Genomic DNA, 15,133 nt, shown 5'->3' with positions numbered 1-15,133 from the left:
CCTAGATCTCTTCCTTCAGAAGGTCGCCCACCAGGTTGCCGATCCACGGGTTGCGGACCCGCTTCTGGCGTTCGGCGTGGTAGATGTGGGCCAGGTCCGAATAGGCCTTGTCGAAGTCGTCGTTGAGGATGACGTAGTCGAACCGCTCCCAGGCGGCGACCTCGTCCTTGGCGCGGGCCAGGCGGCGGGCGATGACCTCTTCGCTGTCCTGGCTGCGGGCGTGCAGGCGGCGGCTCATCTCGGCCAGCGACGGCGGCAGGACGTAGATCAGCACCGAGTCGTCGGGCAGCTGGGCGTGGACCTTCATCGCGCCTTGGAAGTCGATATCGAACAGCACGCTCTCGCCGCGTTCCAGCGCCTCGACCACGGGGCCGCGCGGGCTACCGTAGTGATTGCCGTAGACCTCGGCCCATTCCAGGAAGGCCTCGTCCTGGATCATGGTCTGGAAGGTGTCGCCCGTGACGAAATGGTAGTCGCGGCCGTGATGTTCGCCCGGACGCGGATCACGGGTGGTGGCGCTGATCGACAGGTGCAGGTCGCCATGGTCGGCCACGAGGCGACGTGTCAGCGAGGTCTTGCCCACGCCAGAAGGGGCCACGACCATCATCAGCAGGCCGCGCGTGCGTCCGTGCGGGTTATTCGACATTCTGAACCTGTTCCCGGAATTGCTCGATCGTGGCCTTCAGATCCAGGCCGTGCGTGGTCAGCGCCGTCAGCGCCGACTTGCTGCAAAGGGTGTTGGCCTCGCGCATGAATTCCTGGCTGAGGAAATCCAGGCGGCGGCCGGAAGCCGTGTCGGCCGACAACAGGGCGCGCGCGGCGGCCACGTGGCTGGTCAGGCGGTCCAGCTCCTCGCGGACGTCGGCCTTGACCGCCAGGGCGGCGGCTTCCTGGACGATGCGCTCCTCGGAGGCCGCCTCGCCGATCAGGTCGACCAGCTTGCGGGCGTAGCGTTCCTTCAGCACGGCCGGCTGGCCAGCGGCTTCCTGGGAAGCCAGCTCCGTCAGGGTCTCGATGCGGTCGACGGCGCCGGTCAGGATCGGGGCCAGGGCGGCGCCTTCCTCCAGGCGCGCGGTCTTCAGCCCGTCCAGGGCCTGGCCGATGGTGGCGACCATGGCGGCCTCGACCTCGGCGCGGTCCTCGGCGGCGTCGTCCTCCTCGCGGGCGTCGATCACCCCGCGCAGGGCCAAGAGGCCGTCCAGAGTGGGCTTGGCGACCATGCCGGTGGCCACATAGGGACCGCCGGCCTTCAGGTAGCGCTCCAGCACCTCGACATTGACCTGGGTGGTCGCCGTGGCCTCCGCGCGCTTGGCCGGCAGGTTGACGGTCAGCTGGCCGCGCTGGAAGCGGGCCTGGGCGCCGTCGCGGGCCGCGCGGTCCAGGCTCTCGAAGCCCGGCGGGCCGCGAAAGCGGGTTTCCAGGTTGCGGCCATTGACGCTGCGCGCCTCCACCGCCCACGACCAGGCCCCGTGCGAGCCCTCGACGCGGGCGAAGCCGGTCATGCCTGACAAGGCCATGTTATCCTCCGGCGAGCGGCGTCTTGCTGGCCGCCTTCGTGCGCTCGATCTGCCGCCACTTGACGACATTGCGCTCGTGCTCCTCGTAGGTCGAGGCGAACACGTGGCCGCCGGTGCCGTCGGCGACGAAATAGAGGTCGTCGCTCTTCATCGGATTGAGCACGGCCTCCAGGGCGGCCTTGCCCGGATTGGCGATCGGGGTCGGCGGCAGGCCGGTGATCAGATAGGTGTTGTAGGGCGTCTCGCGCTCCAGCTCCGACTGGCGGATGCCCCGGCCCAGCGGCCGTCCCCGGGTCAGGCCGTAGATGATCGTCGGGTCGCTGCCCAGGCGGATGCCCTGGCGCAGGCGGTTGATGAACACCGCCGCCACGTGCGGGCGTTCGCGAGCCAGGCCCGTTTCCTTCTCGACGATCGAGGCCATGGTCACGGCCTGGTCCTTGGTCTCGAACGGCAAGCCCGGCTGGCGGTTAGCCCACAGCCGGTCGAGCAGCTCGTCGCGGTCGTCCATCATTCGCTGCAGCACGGCGGCGCGATCCTCGCCGCGCTGGACCTGGTAGGTCTCGGGCAGGATCGAGCCTTCCGGCGGGGTCGGCACGCTGCCGGTCAGTTCGGGGGCCTTCATCAGGATATCGACCACCATGTCCGAGGTCAGGCCCTCGGCGACGGTCACCTGGTGGCGGACGATCTTGCCGTCGCGGATCTTGGCCAGCACGTGGCGCAGCGAGGCGCCCGAGGCGAACTCGTACTCGCCGGCCTTCAGCTTGCGGGCCGCGCCGGTGGTCTGGGCGGCGGTCAGGAACAGCGAGGACGAGCGGATCACCCCCGCCTGCTCCAGGGCGCCAGCGATCTCGGGCAGGCTGGCCCCGCGCCGCAGCACCACGGTGGTCTGGTCGCCCGAACGGGCGGCCGGACCGGGGCCCTGATAGACCCACATCGCGCCCAGCACGACCACCATGGCCGCCAGGCCCAGCATGGTCAGCAGGCCCGCGCCCATGGCCACGATCCGTTGTCCGACCGGGGCGGTCTCGCCGCGACGCGAGGGCGCCTTGCGGGGAGCCCGCGCGGTCTTCGGAGCCGGATTTCGGCGTTGGGGCGCGGGCTTGCGGGTCACGAGACTTTGCGGAACACGACGGAGGCGTTGGTGCCGCCGAAGCCGAAGCTGTTGGACACGGCCACGTCGATCTTGTGCGGCACGGCCTTGTTCGGCGCCAGGTTCATGGCGACGTCCACATTGGGATTGTCGAGGTTGATGGTCGGCGGGGCGATCTGGTCGCGGATGGCCAGGATCGAGAAGATCGCCTCGATGGCCCCGGCCGCGCCCAGCAAGTGGCCGGTCATCGACTTGGTCGAGGACATCACCACGTTCTTGGCGTGGTCGCCCAGGAAGCGTTCGACCGCCCCGGCCTCGATGCCGTCGGCCATGGTCGAGGTGCCGTGAGCGTTGACGTAGTTGATGTCCGACGGGGCGATGCCCGCGTCCTTCACGGCCGCCGACAGGGCCCGGAAGCCGCCGTCGCCGTCTTCCGAGGGCGCGGTGATGTGATAGGCGTCGCCCGACAGGCCGTAGCCGATCACCTCGGCATAGATCTTCGCGCCGCGCGCCTTGGCGTGCTCGTATTCTTCCAGGACGACGACGCCGGCGCCCTCGCCCATCACGAAGCCGTCGCGGTCCTTGTCGTAGGGACGCGAGGCCTTCTCGGGCGTGTCGTTCCAGTCGGTGGAGACCGCGCGGCAGGCGATGAAGCCAGCCATGCCCACCTTGCAGACGGCGGCTTCGGCCCCGCCGGCGATCATCACGTCGGCGTCGCCGTACTTGATCAGGCGGGTGGCGTCGCCGATGGCGTGGGCGCCGGTGGCGCAGGCCGTGACCACGGCGTGGTTGGGGCCCTTGAAGCCATAGCGGATCGAGACCTGGCCCGAGATCAGGTTGATCAGGGCCGAGGAGATGAAGAACGGGCTGACGCGGCGCGGGCCCTTGGCCTCGAGCTCCAGGGCGGTGTCGGCGATGGTCGACAGACCGCCGATGCCCGAACCCAGGATCACCCCGGTGCGGTACTTGTCTTCTTCGGTTTCCGGAACCCAGCCCGAATCCTTCACGGCCTCGTCGGCCGCGGCGATGCCGTACAGGATGAAGTCGTCGACGCGCTTCTGGTCGCGCGGGCTCATGGTCTGGTCGGGATCGAAGCTGCCTTCGACGTCCGGACCGCCGCCGCCGCGACCGTCGACGCGCGGCACTTCGCAGGCCACCTGGCAGGCGTATTCGGTCGGATCGAAGGCCGAGATGCGGTTCGCGCCGGACTTGCCGGCCAGAATGTTCTTCCAGGACACATCGACGCCCTGACCCAGAGGGGTCAGAAGGCCGAGCCCGGTAACGACGACTCTACGCATGGATCACTCCTAACCTTCGCATCGCGGACATATAGGGACGCAGACGAATCCGACACGTCCCCCCGAGTCACTCGGACCTTGGCCGCGAATCTCGGCCACATACGAAAACCGCCGCGCGCACGATGGCAAGAGCCCGTGCGACGCGGCGGTTGATAGTCAGTTCGCTGGAATGCGCGAACCCGACGCCTTAGGCGCCGGTCTTTTCCGTGATGAACTTCACGGCGTCACCGACGGTCTGGATGTGCTCGGCGGCGTCATCCGGAATTTCGATGTCGAATTCTTCTTCGAACGCCATGACCAGCTCGACGTTGTCGAGGCTGTCGGCGCCCAGGTCGTCGATGAAGCTGGCCTTTTCGGTGACCTTTTCCGGATCGGCGTCCAGGTGCTCGATGACGATCTTACGCACGCGCTCGAGAATGTCGGACATTCTGTTAGTCCCTCGTTTTGAATCTAGCAGTTTCCGCAAGCGGTCGGACGAACCTTAACCACCCACGGGAATTGTCGGGCCACCGCCTATCACGTTCTTTTTCGGGTGACTAGCGGCACGTCGGCTCAGAAATCGGGGCTTCACCCTTTCAAAGCAGAAAGCTGTGAAACCCAGGAAAAGACGGCCGGTCAGATCATGGCCATGCCGCCGTTGACGTGCAAGGTCTGACCCGTGACATAGCCGCCCTGGTCACTGGCGAGGTAAACGCACGCGGCGGCGATATCGCTCCCTTCGCCCAAGCGACCGGCGGGAATGGTCGACAGGATGCCGGCCTTCTGCTGCTCGTTCAGGGCGTCGGTCATCGGGCTGGCGATGAAGCCGGGGGCCACGCAGTTGACGGTGACGTTACGGCTGGCCAGCTCCTGGGCCAGGGCCTTGGAGAAGCCGATCATGCCGGCCTTGGAGGCGGCGTAGTTGGTCTGGCCCGGATTGCCGGTGACGCCGACGACCGAGGTGATGCCGATGATCCGGCCCGAACGGCGCTTCATCATGCCCTTGGCGGCGGCTCGCGACAGGCGGAAATAGCCTTCCAGGTTCACCTTGATCACGGTGTCCCAGTCCTCGTCCTTCATGCGCACGATGAGGCCGTCGCGGGTGATCCCGGCGTTGGCGATCACGATGTCCAGCGGCGCGCCGGCGGCTTCCTCGGCCTTGGCGACCAGGCCGTCGACGGCGGCGGCGTCGGACAGATTCGCCGCCACGAACGACACGCGCTCGCCGAACTGGGCGGCCAGGTCGGACAGGGCCGATTCGCGGGTGCCCGAGAGCACGACATGGGCGCCTTGCTCATGCAGGGCCTTGGCGATGGCCCCGCCGATGCCGCCCGTGGCGCCGGTGACGAGGGCGGTCTTGCCTGTGAGATCGAACATGATCTGAATTTCCTGCTGCTTAGAGCGACTTGGCGAAGGCTTCGAGGTCGGCCGGGCTGTTCAGGGGAACGGCCTCGGCGTCCGGAGCGATCCGCTTGGCCATGCCCGACAGCACCTTGCCCGCACCGGCCTCGGCGAAGCGGGTGACGCCGCCGTCGCCGGCCAGCCAGGTCATGCTCTCGCGCCAGCGCACGCGGCCGGTGACCTGCTCGACCAGCAGCTTGCGGATGACGTCCGGGTCGTGGACCGGCGCGGCGGTGACATTGGCCACCAGCGGGGCGCGCGGCGAGACGATGGTGGTCTTGGCCAGGGCTTCGGCCATCTCGTCGGCGGCCGGCTGCATCAGCGGACAGTGGAAAGGCGCCGAGACGTTCAGCGGAATGGCGCGAGCGCCCAGTTCCTTGGCCTTCTCGATAGCCTTGTCCACGGCGGCCTTGGCGCCGGAGATCACCACGTTGCCGTTGTTGTTGTCGTTGGCCACGACGCAGACGCCGACTTCCGAGCCGGCGGCGGCGGCCGCTTCGGCCAGGGCCAGATCCGTCTTGGGACCGATCAGCGAGGCCATGGCGCCCTCGCCCACCGGCACGGCGCGCTGCATGGCCTGGCCGCGCAGCTTCAGCAGGCGCGCGGTGTCGGCCAGGGTGATCGAGCCGGCGGCGGCCAGGGCGCTGTATTCGCCCAGGCTGTGACCGGCCACGAAGGCGGCCTTGTCGATTCCGACGCCGAATTCCTTCTCCAGCACACGCGTCACGGCCAGGCTGACGGCCATCAGGGCCGGCTGGGCGTTCTCGGTCAGGGTCAGGTCGCCCTCGGGGCCTTCGGACATCAGCTGGAACAGCTTCTGGCCCAGGGCGTCGTCGACTTCCTGGAAGACCTCGCGGGCGGCGGCGAAGGCCTGGGCGAGATCGGCGCCCATGCCGACCGTCTGGCTGCCCTGACCGGGGAAGATGAAGGCGATGCTCATGGGCCCGCTCCGTCGTTACAAATCCGAGGGCGGGAGGGTTATGGGATCACCGCGTTACGGGCAAGGATCAGTTTCGTCCGCCCTCGCCCGCCGCCCGCTCGCGCGCGGCCTGCAAGGCCCCGCAGTCCGCGCCCTCGACGGCGGAGGCGCACAGGCGGGCGTCGGCGATCAGGAAAGCCGACGGGGGCTCGACCGGCGCGGTCTCCGGCGGCGAGGCCAGGCATCCCTTGCGCCGCAGCTTCTCCTGGCTCCACGACGCCTTGCAGCGCGAGGCCGGCGACGCGTCCTGTCCCGCCCGCAGCGCCGCCTGCAGGGCGATGTTCTGCTGGATCAGCGCCATGGTCCGCTGGCTGTAGTTGGGCGTCTTGACGGGTTTGACGGCGACCGACGGTGACGGTCGGGGCGTCGCCGGAGGCGGCGGCGTGAACTTCGGAGCGATCGAGGCCGGAACGACCGGACGCGGCATGGGGCCGGGCGGTTTCCAGGTGGTCGGGGTTTCGCCGGCGCGAGCCGGGGCCGCGCCCGCGAGGGCCGCGACGCAAGCCGCCAGGACCGTCATGCCGAGGATCGCGCCGCGCATAGAGCCTTCTCCGCTGTCGCCCGTCTCTACCATGGCGAGAAACGCCCGGCCAGCGACGCACGACGGCGTTTGGAAGCCGGAAGAATGGGGTTATTCAAGGAGCGCCGTTCCCGGCCGCGCCTTCTGGAGCCTTCGCATGCAACGCCTCGTTCCCGCCCTCGCGCTCTGCGGCGCCCTGCTGGCCGCCTCCCCCGCCCTGGCCGCCCTGAAGGTCGGCGACACCGCGCCCGACTTCACCGCCCCGGGCGCTCTGGCGGGCAAGGATTTCAGCTTCACGCTCTCCAAGGCGCTCAAGAAGGGGCCGGTGGTGCTGTACTTCTTCCCCGCCGCCTACACCTCGGGCTGCACGGCCGAGGCCCATGAGTTCGCCGAAGCCACGCCCGAGTTCGAGAAGCTGGGCGCCACCGTGATCGGCGTCACCGCCGGCAACGCCGACCGCATCAAGGACTTCTCCAAGGAGCACTGCCGCGACAAGTTCGCCGTGGCGGCCGCGCCGGCCGGCCTGGTGAAGTCGTACGACGTCGAACTCAAGGCGGTCGGCATGCAGGTGCCGGGCGGCTGGTCCAACCGCACCTCCTATGTGATCGCCCCGAACGGCAAGATCCTGATGGCCTATACCGACGGCAACTTCGCCGGCCACGTCACCCAGACCATGGACGCGGTGAAGGCTTACAAGGCCAAGAAGTAGGTTTCGGCCAGCCTCTTTCGAAAACGGCGCGGGCGGATCCCAACGGGTGCCCGCGTTTCGGCTAGGGTCCGGCCATGGTCGATACGGTCCTTCTTGAAATCCTGGCGCGCGGCGTCGCCATCGGCGGCTTTGGCGTCGTCGGCCTGACCCTGGCGCTGGACCGACGGCCCACGCCGATGCGCTGGGTGGGCGGCCTCTTCTTCCTCTGCGCCATCGCCCATGTGCTGGACGGCCTGCGGCTGAATGGGGTCAACCACGGCGATCCGGTGATCTGGGCGATGTCGGTGGCGACCACGGGTCTTTTCTGGCCGCTGGCCTACGCCCTGTTCGCCGACGAGCGGCGATTCTCGCCCCATCGCCTATGGCCGGCCGCCGGGCTGGTGGCCGTGTGGGCCCTGGCGCGGTTCCTGCCCGAAGCGATCTGCCGGCCGTTCTGGCTGGTCTTCAACCTGGCCTCGGTGACCCTGGTGCTGCACGCCCTGCTGGTCATCTGGCGAGGCTGGCGGGGCGACCTGGTGATCGAGCGGCGCCGGCTGCGCGGCCCGGTCATGGTCGCCGCCGCCGGCTACATGCTGCTGCTCAGCGCCGAGGACGTGGCCTGGGCCACCGGCCTGCCGTGGTTTGACGCCACGGGCCTGCATCAGGCGATCGTCCTGGCCGTCCTGGCCGTGGCCGCCTCGGTGGTCCTGCTGCGACCCCAGCCACTGTTGGTCGAGGCCCCTCGGGTCGAGGACGACGTCGTCGCCCCGCCCAAGCCCGCCCTGGACCTGACGCCCGCCGACCGCTTGGTCCTGGCCCGCCTGGAGACCGCCATGGACCAGGACGAGGTCTGGCGCGGCGAGGACCTGTCGATCACCGCCCTGGCCGCGCTGGTGGGCGCGCCGGAACACCGCCTGCGCCGCCTGATCAACGGCGTGCTGGGTCATCGCAACTTCGCCGACTACGTCAACGGCCGCCGGATCGAGGCGGCCAAGACCGCCCTCGCCGCCCCCGACATGGCCCTGAAGTCGATCTCGACCATCGCCTACGACCTGGGCTTCGCCTCGCTGGGGCCGTTCAACCGCGCCTTCCGCGCCGCCACCGGCGTCACCCCGACCGAATGGCGCGCCGGCCGAACGCCCGCCCCGGCCCGCCTGCGGCTGGTCGAAACCGCCGATCCCGCGCCGAAAGCCGACAAATCGGCCTGATTTCGGGATCGGCGCGACGGCGCGAGCGCCGCTGGGCCTTCCTCGGACCATTCCATCCGAGGAGATCCCGATGCCGTCCTTCCTTGTCCCCTTCGCCGAAAGCTGGCTGAGCGCCGCCTTCACCGACGTGAGCCGCTACGTGATGTTCGCGGTCGGCGTCTGGCTGGCGCTCTGGGTCGTGCTCGCCGTCCCCCTGGCCGGGCGCAAGATCCGCGAAGGCCGCCCGCCCGCGCGGCAGCTGCTGATCGAGTTCGCCTGCTCGATCCGCTCGATCATGGTCTTCTCGACCGTGGGCCTGCTGAACTTCGGGCTGTTCCGCGCCGGCCTGATGCCCGGTCCCTACATCGCTCGCGAATGGGGACCGGCGTGGTTCTGGACCAGCCTGGTCCTGATGATCGTGGCCCACGACGCCTGGTTCTACTGGACCCATCGGCTGATCCACGACCGGCGGCTGTTCCGGACCTTCCATCGCCGCCATCACCGGTCGAACAATCCCTCGCCCTTCACCGCCTATAGCTTCGACCTGGGCGAGGCGGCGATCAACGCGTTGTTCGTGCCACTATGGATGCTGCTGGTCCCGACGCAGTGGCCGGTGGCGGGGCTGTTCATGCTGCACCAGATCGTCCGCAACACCCTGGGTCACAGCGGCTACGAGCTGTTTCCCGCCACGCGCGACGGCCGCCCCCTGCTGCCTTGGCTGACGACCGTGACCCATCACGACCTGCACCACGCCCGGGCCGGCTATAATTACGGGCTCTATTTCACCTGGTGGGACCGGATGATGGGCACCGAGGACCCGCAATATCTGGCGCGGTTCGCCGCGGCGGTGCGTCGGCCGAAGGTGGAGAAAATCGTTCCGGAGGCGAAGGCGGCCTAGGGCCTACCAGGTGGTCCGCACCAGCTTGACCATCAGGCGGCCGTCCTGGACCCGCTCGTCGGCGGCCCGCAGGCTGACGGTGAACTCGGCGGGGATGTCGAACGGCCGGGTCAGGCAGAGATCGACGCCCTCGTCGCCCTGGGTGCCGCCGCCCAGGGCGATGGAGGCTACCGGGCGGCCGTCCAGGGTCAGTTCGGAGCGGACATTGGCTCGCGTGACCGGCGTGCGGCCGCGCAGATAGACCGGCTGGGTGGCGTTCATGTCCATCGACAGACGCACATAGTTGGTCTTGGGCAGCAGGCCGAAGCCGAACGAGCGGGCCAGGGACGAGCGGATCGCCGCCTCGCGGGCGTTCCACGACGCGCCAAGGCCCAGGGCGCGATTGGCCTGGCTGTCCTCGTCGGGCTTCTGGTCCAGCTTCAGGTCCAGATTATAGGTCGGATCGTCCAGGCCGCCGGCCACCCGGGCGGTGAACATCGCCTTGTCGGCGTCGCTGGAGAGGTCGATCGGCAGGGCCGCCGAATAGCCCTGGAAATGGCCGTCGGCGCCCCAGACCGAGAGGTCGGGCTTGCGCAGCATCTCGCCCGCCGTCGCCGAACCGGCGCAGGCGGCGGTCACGACCGTGGCCGTGATCAGGGATGCAAGCTTTCGAAACCCCATGTTCGCCGGATAGCACAAGCCTTTTCGCGTCCAAAGGGCTTGGCCGCCAAATTTGTATGACATTTATTCGATGACCGGTTTCGAGGCGGTTTACGAACGGTTGGGTTTGTGCGCCGGCGCCTTGTCGCAGCCCAGCTTCTTGCAGACGCGCTGGGTCATCTTGGTCCGGATCTCCGGCATCATCTCCACCATGATCCGCGCCATGGCCGGCCCCATGGAGGGCATCTTGCCGATGATCGACTGGCCGGTGGGGCCTTCGTAGAAGTCGACCAGCGCCTGCAGTTCTTCCTCGGAGAAGGTGGTGGCGTAGACCGGCGTCATGCGCTCCAGGACATCGTCCATCAGGTCGCCCGCCGTGAACTCCTCGACCGACTCGCGGACCGCCTTGCGCTGGGCCTCGGTGAGGTTGGGATAGGCCTTGGCCTGCTCGTCCAGCATCGGGCCGATCATGCTCTGCATCATCGGCTTCATCGTTTGGTCGACATGCAGGGCGGCGATGTAGCGCTTGGTCAGGGCCAGGGCCTTGGGAGACGGCGTCGCGACCGCTCCGGCCGGCGCGGGGGCCTGCTGGGCCTGGGCCGAACCGGCGGCGAGACACAGCGACGCCAGAACGGCGACAGCCAGACGTTTCATGATAAAAGTCCCCCAAAGCAACTGGTCGCCAGTCAGCCCAAAACCACCCAGGGATGCAAGGTCAAGGCTTTCCTTGCCTTCGCGCGTCCTTTCGGCTATTAGCGCGCCCTCTCACGGAAGGCGGTCTTGCGCGCAGCCCTTTGGGTCGGGATTTCCCGCTCGGCATGCAGGATCCATCGTGGTCGACGGACTTCCGCCGTCGCCCGCGCCGCTTTCCACAGCGGAAGAAGGAAAACATGGCGTTCTACGAACACGTGGTCATCGCGCGGCAGGACATCTCGCCGCAACAGGCCGAAGCTCTCAACGAGCAACTGAAGACCCTCCTGGAAGAGAATGGCGGCCACATCGCCAAGATCGAGTACTGGGGCCTTCGCAACCTCACCTACCGCATCAAGAAGAACCGCAAGGGCCACTACTCCCTGCTCGCCATCGACGCTCCGGCCGCGGCCGTGAAGGAGATGGAACGTCAGCTGCTGATCAATGAAGACGTTCTGCGCTTCATGACCATCCGCGTCGAAGAGCTGGACCTGGAACTGTCGCCGGTTCTGGCCCGTCGCGACCGCGAACGTGGCGAGCGCACCGAGCGCCCGCGCGACGACTTCGCGCCGGCCGCGTAAGGGAGAAGAGAGATCATGACCGATACCACTGCTCCCGAAGCCGGCGCTCCCGCCGCCGGTGGCGGCGCCCGCCGCCCCTTCTTCCGTCGCCGCAAGGTTTGCCCGTTCTCGGGCGCCAACGCGCCGAAGATCGACTACAAGGACGTGAAGCTGCTGCAGCGTTACGTTTCCGAACGCGGCAAGATCGTGCCGTCGCGCATCACCGCGGTGTCGGCCAAGAAGCAACGCGAACTGGCCAAGGCCATCAAGCGCGCCCGCTTCCTGGCTCTGCTCCCCTACGTCGTGAAGTAAGGGAGACACCACGATGAAAGTCATTCTGCTCGAACGCGTCGAAGGCACCGGCGTCCTCGGCGACGTGGTCACCGTGAAGGACGGCTTCGCCCGTAACTTCCTGCTGCCGCGCTCCAAGGCCCTGCGCGCCAACTCGGCCAACCTGAAGACCTTCGAACTTCAGCGCGCTGAAATCGAAGCCCGCAACGTCAAGAACCGCGAGAACGCCGGCAAGGCCGGTGAAGGTCTTGACGGCAACCAGTACGTGATGATCCGTCAAGCCGGCGAAAGCGGCCAGCTGTACGGTTCGGTCGCGGGCCGCGACGTCGCCGACGCCATCAAGGCCGAAGGCGGCAAGGTCGACCGCTCGATGATCGTGCTGGACAAGCCGATCAAGACGCTGGGCGTCCACGAAGTGAAGGTGAAGCTGCACGCTGAAGTGACCGTCACGGTCACCCTCAACATCGCGCGCAGCCAAGACGAAGCCGATCGCCAAGCGCGCGGCGAAAACGTCATCGCCTCGCAGTTCGAGGAAGACCGCGCCGCTGACGCCGAAGCCGCCCAAGACATGGCGGAAGGCGGCGCCGGCTCGTTCGAAGGCGACCACTACGAAGCCTGATCGGCCGCGTAGCGTCTTAGAAAAACTAGAAGAACGGCGCGGAGAAATCCGCGCCGTTTTTTTCTGCGCCTTTAGCTAGAATTGCTCAGCTTGTGAGCGAACGCACGGATACCCATCCTTTCCCAAGGGGGAGACGGGCTCCTCCGCTTCCGGAAGAAAAGGCCTCGAGCCTCGGAAGCCTTGCGAGGGGATTTCGCACATGCGTTTCAAGAGTTTCCTGCTGACCGCCACGTCGCTGGTCGCCGTCGCCGGCGCCGCCCACGCCCAGGACGCCGCGCCGACCGACGACGCGGCCTCGGTCGAAGAGGTGGTCATCACCGGCACCCGCACCACCGGCCGCTCGCGCCTGGACACCCTGGCGCCGGTCGACGTGGTCACGGCCAAGGCGCTGCAGCAGCGCGGCGCGACCGACATCTCGACCGCCCTGGCCGCCACCGTGCCGTCTATCAACTTCCCCCGCCCGTCCAACACCGACGGCACCGACGCCATCCGCCCGGTGGTGCTGCGCGGCATGGGTCCGGACCAGACCCTGGTGCTGGTCAACGGCGCGCGCCGTCACACCTCGGCCCTGATCAACGTCAACGGCTCGGTCGGCCGCGGCTCGGCCGCCGTGGACCTGAACGCCATCCCGTCCAGCGCCATCGACCGCATCGAGGTGCTGCGCGACGGCGCCTCGGCCCAGTACGGCTCGGACGCCATCGCCGGGGTCGTGAACCTGCGCCTGCGCGAGGCCGACCACGGCGGCGGCCTGACGGTGACCTACGGCGAGTACGTCACCAGCTTCAAAGGCTATTACGGCGGCAAGCACAATATCACCGACGGCGCCTCGGCGACCGTGGCCGCCTGGCAGGGCTTCAAGCTGGGTTCGGACGGTTTCCTGACCGTCTCGGCCCAGTACCGCGACCTGGATCCCACCAACCGCGCCGACAACGACCCGCGCGTCACGCCTTCGCGGATCACCGGCCGGACCGGCGATCCCAAGACCGAGGACGTCTCGGTCTATCTGAACGCCGCCAAGCCCCTGGCCGCCGGTTGGGAAGCCTATGGCTGGTACGGCTATCAGCAGCGCGACGCCAATTCGGCCGCCAGCTTCCGCCTGCCCACCGACAGCAGCCAGAACATCATCTCGGTCTATCCCAACGGCTACCTGCCGCTGCTGACCACCGACACCGAGGACGTCACCGCCGCCGCCGGCCTGCGCGGCGAGCTGGGCGGGTTCAAGATCGACACCAACCTGGTCTACGGCAAGAACGACATCGACTTCGGGGTCGAGAACACCCTGAACCCATCGTACGGCCCCACCTCGCCGCACAGCTTCAAGGCCGGCGGCCTGACCTACGACCAGCTGACCTTCGGCCTGGACGCCAGCCGCGAGGTCGAGGTCGGCCTGGCCGGACCGCTGAACGTGGCCTTCGGCCTGGAAGCCCGTCGCGAGGGCTTCGAGATCAACGCCGGCGAACCGGCCTCCTACGCCCGCGGCACGGTCTCGCCCACCCTCGCCTTCGGCTCGCGCGGCTTCACCGGCTTCGCGCCCAGCAACGCCGTCGATGTCGACCGCCACGCCGTGGGCGTCTATCTGGACCTGGAAGGCAAGCTGACCGAGAAACTGAGCTTCGGGGTGGCGGGCCGCTACGAGGACTATTCCGACTTCGGCTCCAGCACGACCGGCAAGCTGACCGCGCGCTACGACTTCACCCCGGAATTCGCCCTGCGCGGCGGGGTCTCGACCGGCTTCCGCGCCCCCAGCCTGCAGCAGCAGTACTACACGGCCACCTCGATCACCTATGTCGCCCAGCCGGACGGCAATGGCGGCACGGTGCTGGTGCCGTTCGAATCCGGGACCTATCCCTCGATCAGCCCGGTGGGCCTGGCCCTGGGCGGCAAGCCGCTGAAGGCCGAGGAATCGACCAACTATTCGCTGGGCCTGGTCTATCGCAAGGGCGCCTTCGAGCTGACGGTCGACGGCTACCGGATCGACGTCGACGACCGCATCGTGCTGTCGGAGCTGTTCTCCAACGCCCCGGGCGCCTCCAACCCCAACGCCGCCCAGATCGGCGCCCTTCTGGCCCCCTACGGCACGACTGCCGCGCGCTTCTTCATCAACGGCGTCGACACCTCGACCAAGGGGATCGACGTGGTGGCGCGCTACCGGATCCACGACGACCAGGCCGGCGTGTTCGACCTGACCCTGGCGGCCAACGTCAACGACTTCGACGTGGAAAAGACCCCGGTCACCACCACCTTGGCCACGCCCCAGTCGCTGTTCGCCCGCCAGGCCACCCTGCGCTTCGAGAAGGGCACGCCGCGCGAGAAGGTCACCTTCCAGGGCGACTGGACGAAGGACCAGTGGGGGGCGACCCTGCGCTCGACCTTCTATGGCGACGTCCTGGCGCCCGGCACGGCCAATGACGGCAGCACCGACTGGCGTACCGGCAAGAGCGGCGTGATCGACGCCGAGGTCCGCTACAGCTTCCCCATCGGTCTGACCCTGTCGGCCGGGGCCGACAACCTGTTCGACCAGTACACCAACCAGGTGCCGCCGAACCTCAACACCAGCGGCGCGGGACCGTTCAGCAACTTCTCGCCCTACGGCTTCAACGGCCGCTTCCTCTACACGCGTCTGAGCTACAGCTGGTAAGTCGCTGACCGACTTGAACTAAGGCCGAAGGGGCGTGACGGATGACCGTCGCGCCCCTTTTTCTACGTCCGCTTCTGTCGAATCCGGGCTTCAAAACATACACAGAACATCCCCGTTCATCTGACGCGTTCGGCCATGC

General features: G+C 68.0%; 17 protein-coding genes. 7 read left to right on the top strand and 10 right to left on the bottom strand.

The annotated features are described in order from the left end of the window. Nucleotide 1: 1 nt before the first annotated feature. The 8 genes from gmk to AC07OA_RS09420 form a co-directional block, all read right to left on the bottom strand. Entirely contained in the window at nucleotides 2–646 is a 645-nt protein-coding gene (gene gmk, locus AC07OA_RS09455; protein ID WP_494663539.1) for a guanylate kinase, read from the bottom strand. Next, a complete protein-coding gene (locus AC07OA_RS09450; RefSeq protein ID WP_494663538.1) occupies nucleotides 636–1,517 on the bottom strand; it encodes a YicC/YloC family endoribonuclease in 882 nt (293 codons plus the stop codon). The genes gmk and AC07OA_RS09450 overlap by 11 nt, the downstream gene beginning before the upstream one ends. A gap of 1 nt (nucleotide 1,518) precedes the next feature. After that, complete coding sequence (mltG, locus tag AC07OA_RS09445; RefSeq protein ID WP_494663537.1) at nucleotides 1,519–2,628, bottom strand: endolytic transglycosylase MltG; 1,110 nt, start codon at nucleotides 2,626–2,628, stop codon at nucleotides 1,519–1,521. Further along, nucleotides 2,625–3,905 carry a beta-ketoacyl-ACP synthase II gene (gene fabF / locus AC07OA_RS09440; RefSeq protein ID WP_494663536.1) on the bottom strand — a complete coding sequence of 427 codons (1,281 nt, stop codon included), beginning with the start codon at nucleotides 3,903–3,905 and terminating at the stop codon, nucleotides 2,625–2,627. Before fabF ends, mltG begins: the two co-directional genes overlap by 4 nt. A gap of 187 nt (nucleotides 3,906–4,092) precedes the next feature. Continuing rightward, nucleotides 4,093–4,332, bottom strand: a complete 240-nt coding sequence (locus tag AC07OA_RS09435; RefSeq protein WP_007672577.1) for an acyl carrier protein — start codon at nucleotides 4,330–4,332, stop codon at nucleotides 4,093–4,095. Nucleotides 4,333–4,520: 188 nt separating this feature from the next. Then, nucleotides 4,521–5,261: a 3-oxoacyl-[acyl-carrier-protein] reductase gene (gene fabG, locus AC07OA_RS09430; protein ID WP_494663535.1), complete on the bottom strand. Its 741-nt coding sequence runs from the start codon at nucleotides 5,259–5,261 to the stop codon at nucleotides 4,521–4,523. A 19-nt stretch (nucleotides 5,262–5,280) separates the two neighbouring features. Then, nucleotides 5,281–6,225 carry an ACP S-malonyltransferase gene (gene fabD, locus AC07OA_RS09425; RefSeq protein WP_494663534.1) on the bottom strand — a complete coding sequence of 315 codons (945 nt, stop codon included), beginning with the start codon at nucleotides 6,223–6,225 and terminating at the stop codon, nucleotides 5,281–5,283. Between the two features lie 67 nt (nucleotides 6,226–6,292). After that, a complete protein-coding gene (locus AC07OA_RS09420) occupies nucleotides 6,293–6,805 on the bottom strand; it encodes a hypothetical protein (RefSeq protein ID WP_494663533.1) in 513 nt (170 codons plus the stop codon). Between the two features lie 136 nt (nucleotides 6,806–6,941). On the opposite strand from AC07OA_RS09420, the gene AC07OA_RS09415 reads away from it, so the two are divergent. The 3 genes from AC07OA_RS09415 (at nucleotide 6,942) to AC07OA_RS09405 (ending at nucleotide 9,557) form a co-directional block, all read left to right on the top strand. Continuing rightward, nucleotides 6,942–7,493, top strand: coding sequence for a peroxiredoxin (locus tag AC07OA_RS09415; protein ID WP_494663532.1), 552 nt, complete (start codon nucleotides 6,942–6,944; stop codon nucleotides 7,491–7,493). A gap of 74 nt (nucleotides 7,494–7,567) precedes the next feature. Next, entirely contained in the window at nucleotides 7,568–8,680 is a 1,113-nt protein-coding gene (locus tag AC07OA_RS09410; protein ID WP_494663531.1) for a helix-turn-helix domain-containing protein, read from the top strand. Between the two features lie 70 nt (nucleotides 8,681–8,750). Further along, nucleotides 8,751–9,557 (top strand): sterol desaturase family protein, encoded by an 807-nt coding sequence (locus tag AC07OA_RS09405; RefSeq protein ID WP_494663530.1) that lies wholly within the window; start codon nucleotides 8,751–8,753, stop codon nucleotides 9,555–9,557. Between the two features lie 3 nt (nucleotides 9,558–9,560). Here AC07OA_RS09405 and AC07OA_RS09400 read toward each other — a convergent pair whose 3' ends face one another. Further along, complete coding sequence (locus tag AC07OA_RS09400) at nucleotides 9,561–10,217, bottom strand: hypothetical protein (RefSeq protein WP_494663529.1); 657 nt, start codon at nucleotides 10,215–10,217, stop codon at nucleotides 9,561–9,563. A 90-nt stretch (nucleotides 10,218–10,307) separates the two neighbouring features. After that, nucleotides 10,308–10,850 (bottom strand): DUF2059 domain-containing protein, encoded by a 543-nt coding sequence (locus AC07OA_RS09395; RefSeq protein ID WP_494663528.1) that lies wholly within the window; start codon nucleotides 10,848–10,850, stop codon nucleotides 10,308–10,310. 236 nt (nucleotides 10,851–11,086) lie between these two features. On the opposite strand from AC07OA_RS09395, the gene rpsF reads away from it, so the two are divergent. From rpsF to AC07OA_RS09375, 4 genes are all read left to right on the top strand, one after another. Continuing rightward, a complete protein-coding gene (gene rpsF, locus AC07OA_RS09390; RefSeq protein WP_494663527.1) occupies nucleotides 11,087–11,467 on the top strand; it encodes a 30S ribosomal protein S6 in 381 nt (126 codons plus the stop codon). A gap of 15 nt (nucleotides 11,468–11,482) precedes the next feature. Next, complete coding sequence (gene rpsR / locus AC07OA_RS09385) at nucleotides 11,483–11,758, top strand: 30S ribosomal protein S18 (protein WP_029914647.1); 276 nt, start codon at nucleotides 11,483–11,485, stop codon at nucleotides 11,756–11,758. A 13-nt stretch (nucleotides 11,759–11,771) separates the two neighbouring features. Continuing rightward, nucleotides 11,772–12,356 (top strand): 50S ribosomal protein L9, encoded by a 585-nt coding sequence (rplI, locus tag AC07OA_RS09380; protein ID WP_494663526.1) that lies wholly within the window; start codon nucleotides 11,772–11,774, stop codon nucleotides 12,354–12,356. A gap of 199 nt (nucleotides 12,357–12,555) precedes the next feature. Next, complete coding sequence (locus AC07OA_RS09375) at nucleotides 12,556–14,994, top strand: TonB-dependent receptor plug domain-containing protein (RefSeq protein WP_494663525.1); 2,439 nt, start codon at nucleotides 12,556–12,558, stop codon at nucleotides 14,992–14,994. The last annotated feature ends 139 nt before the right edge of the window (nucleotides 14,995–15,133 follow it).

It is taken from the genome of Caulobacter sp. GW821-FHT09B08, from assembly GCF_059418225.1.
Note: the sequence above shows the minus strand (reverse complement) of the source record. Positions and strands in the feature narration are given on the sequence as shown.

Excerpts from the sequence above, each read along its gene's own strand:
- AC07OA_RS09375 (WP_494663525.1), top strand. The coding sequence starts at position 12,556 with ATGCGTTTCAAGAGTTTCCTGCTGACCGCCACGTCGCTGGTCGCCGTC.
- fabD (WP_494663534.1), bottom strand. The coding sequence starts at position 6,225 with ATGAGCATCGCCTTCATCTTCCCCGGTCAGGGCAGCCAGACGGTCGGC.
- fabF (WP_494663536.1), bottom strand. The coding sequence starts at position 3,905 with ATGCGTAGAGTCGTCGTTACCGGGCTCGGCCTTCTGACCCCTCTGGGT.
- AC07OA_RS09420 (WP_494663533.1), bottom strand. The coding sequence starts at position 6,805 with ATGCGCGGCGCGATCCTCGGCATGACGGTCCTGGCGGCTTGCGTCGCG.
- AC07OA_RS09435 (WP_007672577.1), bottom strand. The coding sequence starts at position 4,332 with ATGTCCGACATTCTCGAGCGCGTGCGTAAGATCGTCATCGAGCACCTG.
- AC07OA_RS09415 (WP_494663532.1), top strand. The coding sequence starts at position 6,942 with ATGCAACGCCTCGTTCCCGCCCTCGCGCTCTGCGGCGCCCTGCTGGCC.
- fabG (WP_494663535.1), bottom strand. The coding sequence starts at position 5,261 with ATGTTCGATCTCACAGGCAAGACCGCCCTCGTCACCGGCGCCACGGGC.
- AC07OA_RS09410 (WP_494663531.1), top strand. The coding sequence starts at position 7,568 with ATGGTCGATACGGTCCTTCTTGAAATCCTGGCGCGCGGCGTCGCCATC.
- rplI (WP_494663526.1), top strand. The coding sequence starts at position 11,772 with ATGAAAGTCATTCTGCTCGAACGCGTCGAAGGCACCGGCGTCCTCGGC.
- AC07OA_RS09450 (WP_494663538.1), bottom strand. The coding sequence starts at position 1,517 with ATGGCCTTGTCAGGCATGACCGGCTTCGCCCGCGTCGAGGGCTCGCAC.
- rpsR (WP_029914647.1), top strand. The coding sequence starts at position 11,483 with ATGACCGATACCACTGCTCCCGAAGCCGGCGCTCCCGCCGCCGGTGGC.
- rpsF (WP_494663527.1), top strand. The coding sequence starts at position 11,087 with ATGGCGTTCTACGAACACGTGGTCATCGCGCGGCAGGACATCTCGCCG.
- AC07OA_RS09400 (WP_494663529.1), bottom strand. The coding sequence starts at position 10,217 with ATGGGGTTTCGAAAGCTTGCATCCCTGATCACGGCCACGGTCGTGACC.
- gmk (WP_494663539.1), bottom strand. The coding sequence starts at position 646 with ATGTCGAATAACCCGCACGGACGCACGCGCGGCCTGCTGATGATGGTC.
- AC07OA_RS09395 (WP_494663528.1), bottom strand. The coding sequence starts at position 10,850 with ATGAAACGTCTGGCTGTCGCCGTTCTGGCGTCGCTGTGTCTCGCCGCC.
- AC07OA_RS09405 (WP_494663530.1), top strand. The coding sequence starts at position 8,751 with ATGCCGTCCTTCCTTGTCCCCTTCGCCGAAAGCTGGCTGAGCGCCGCC.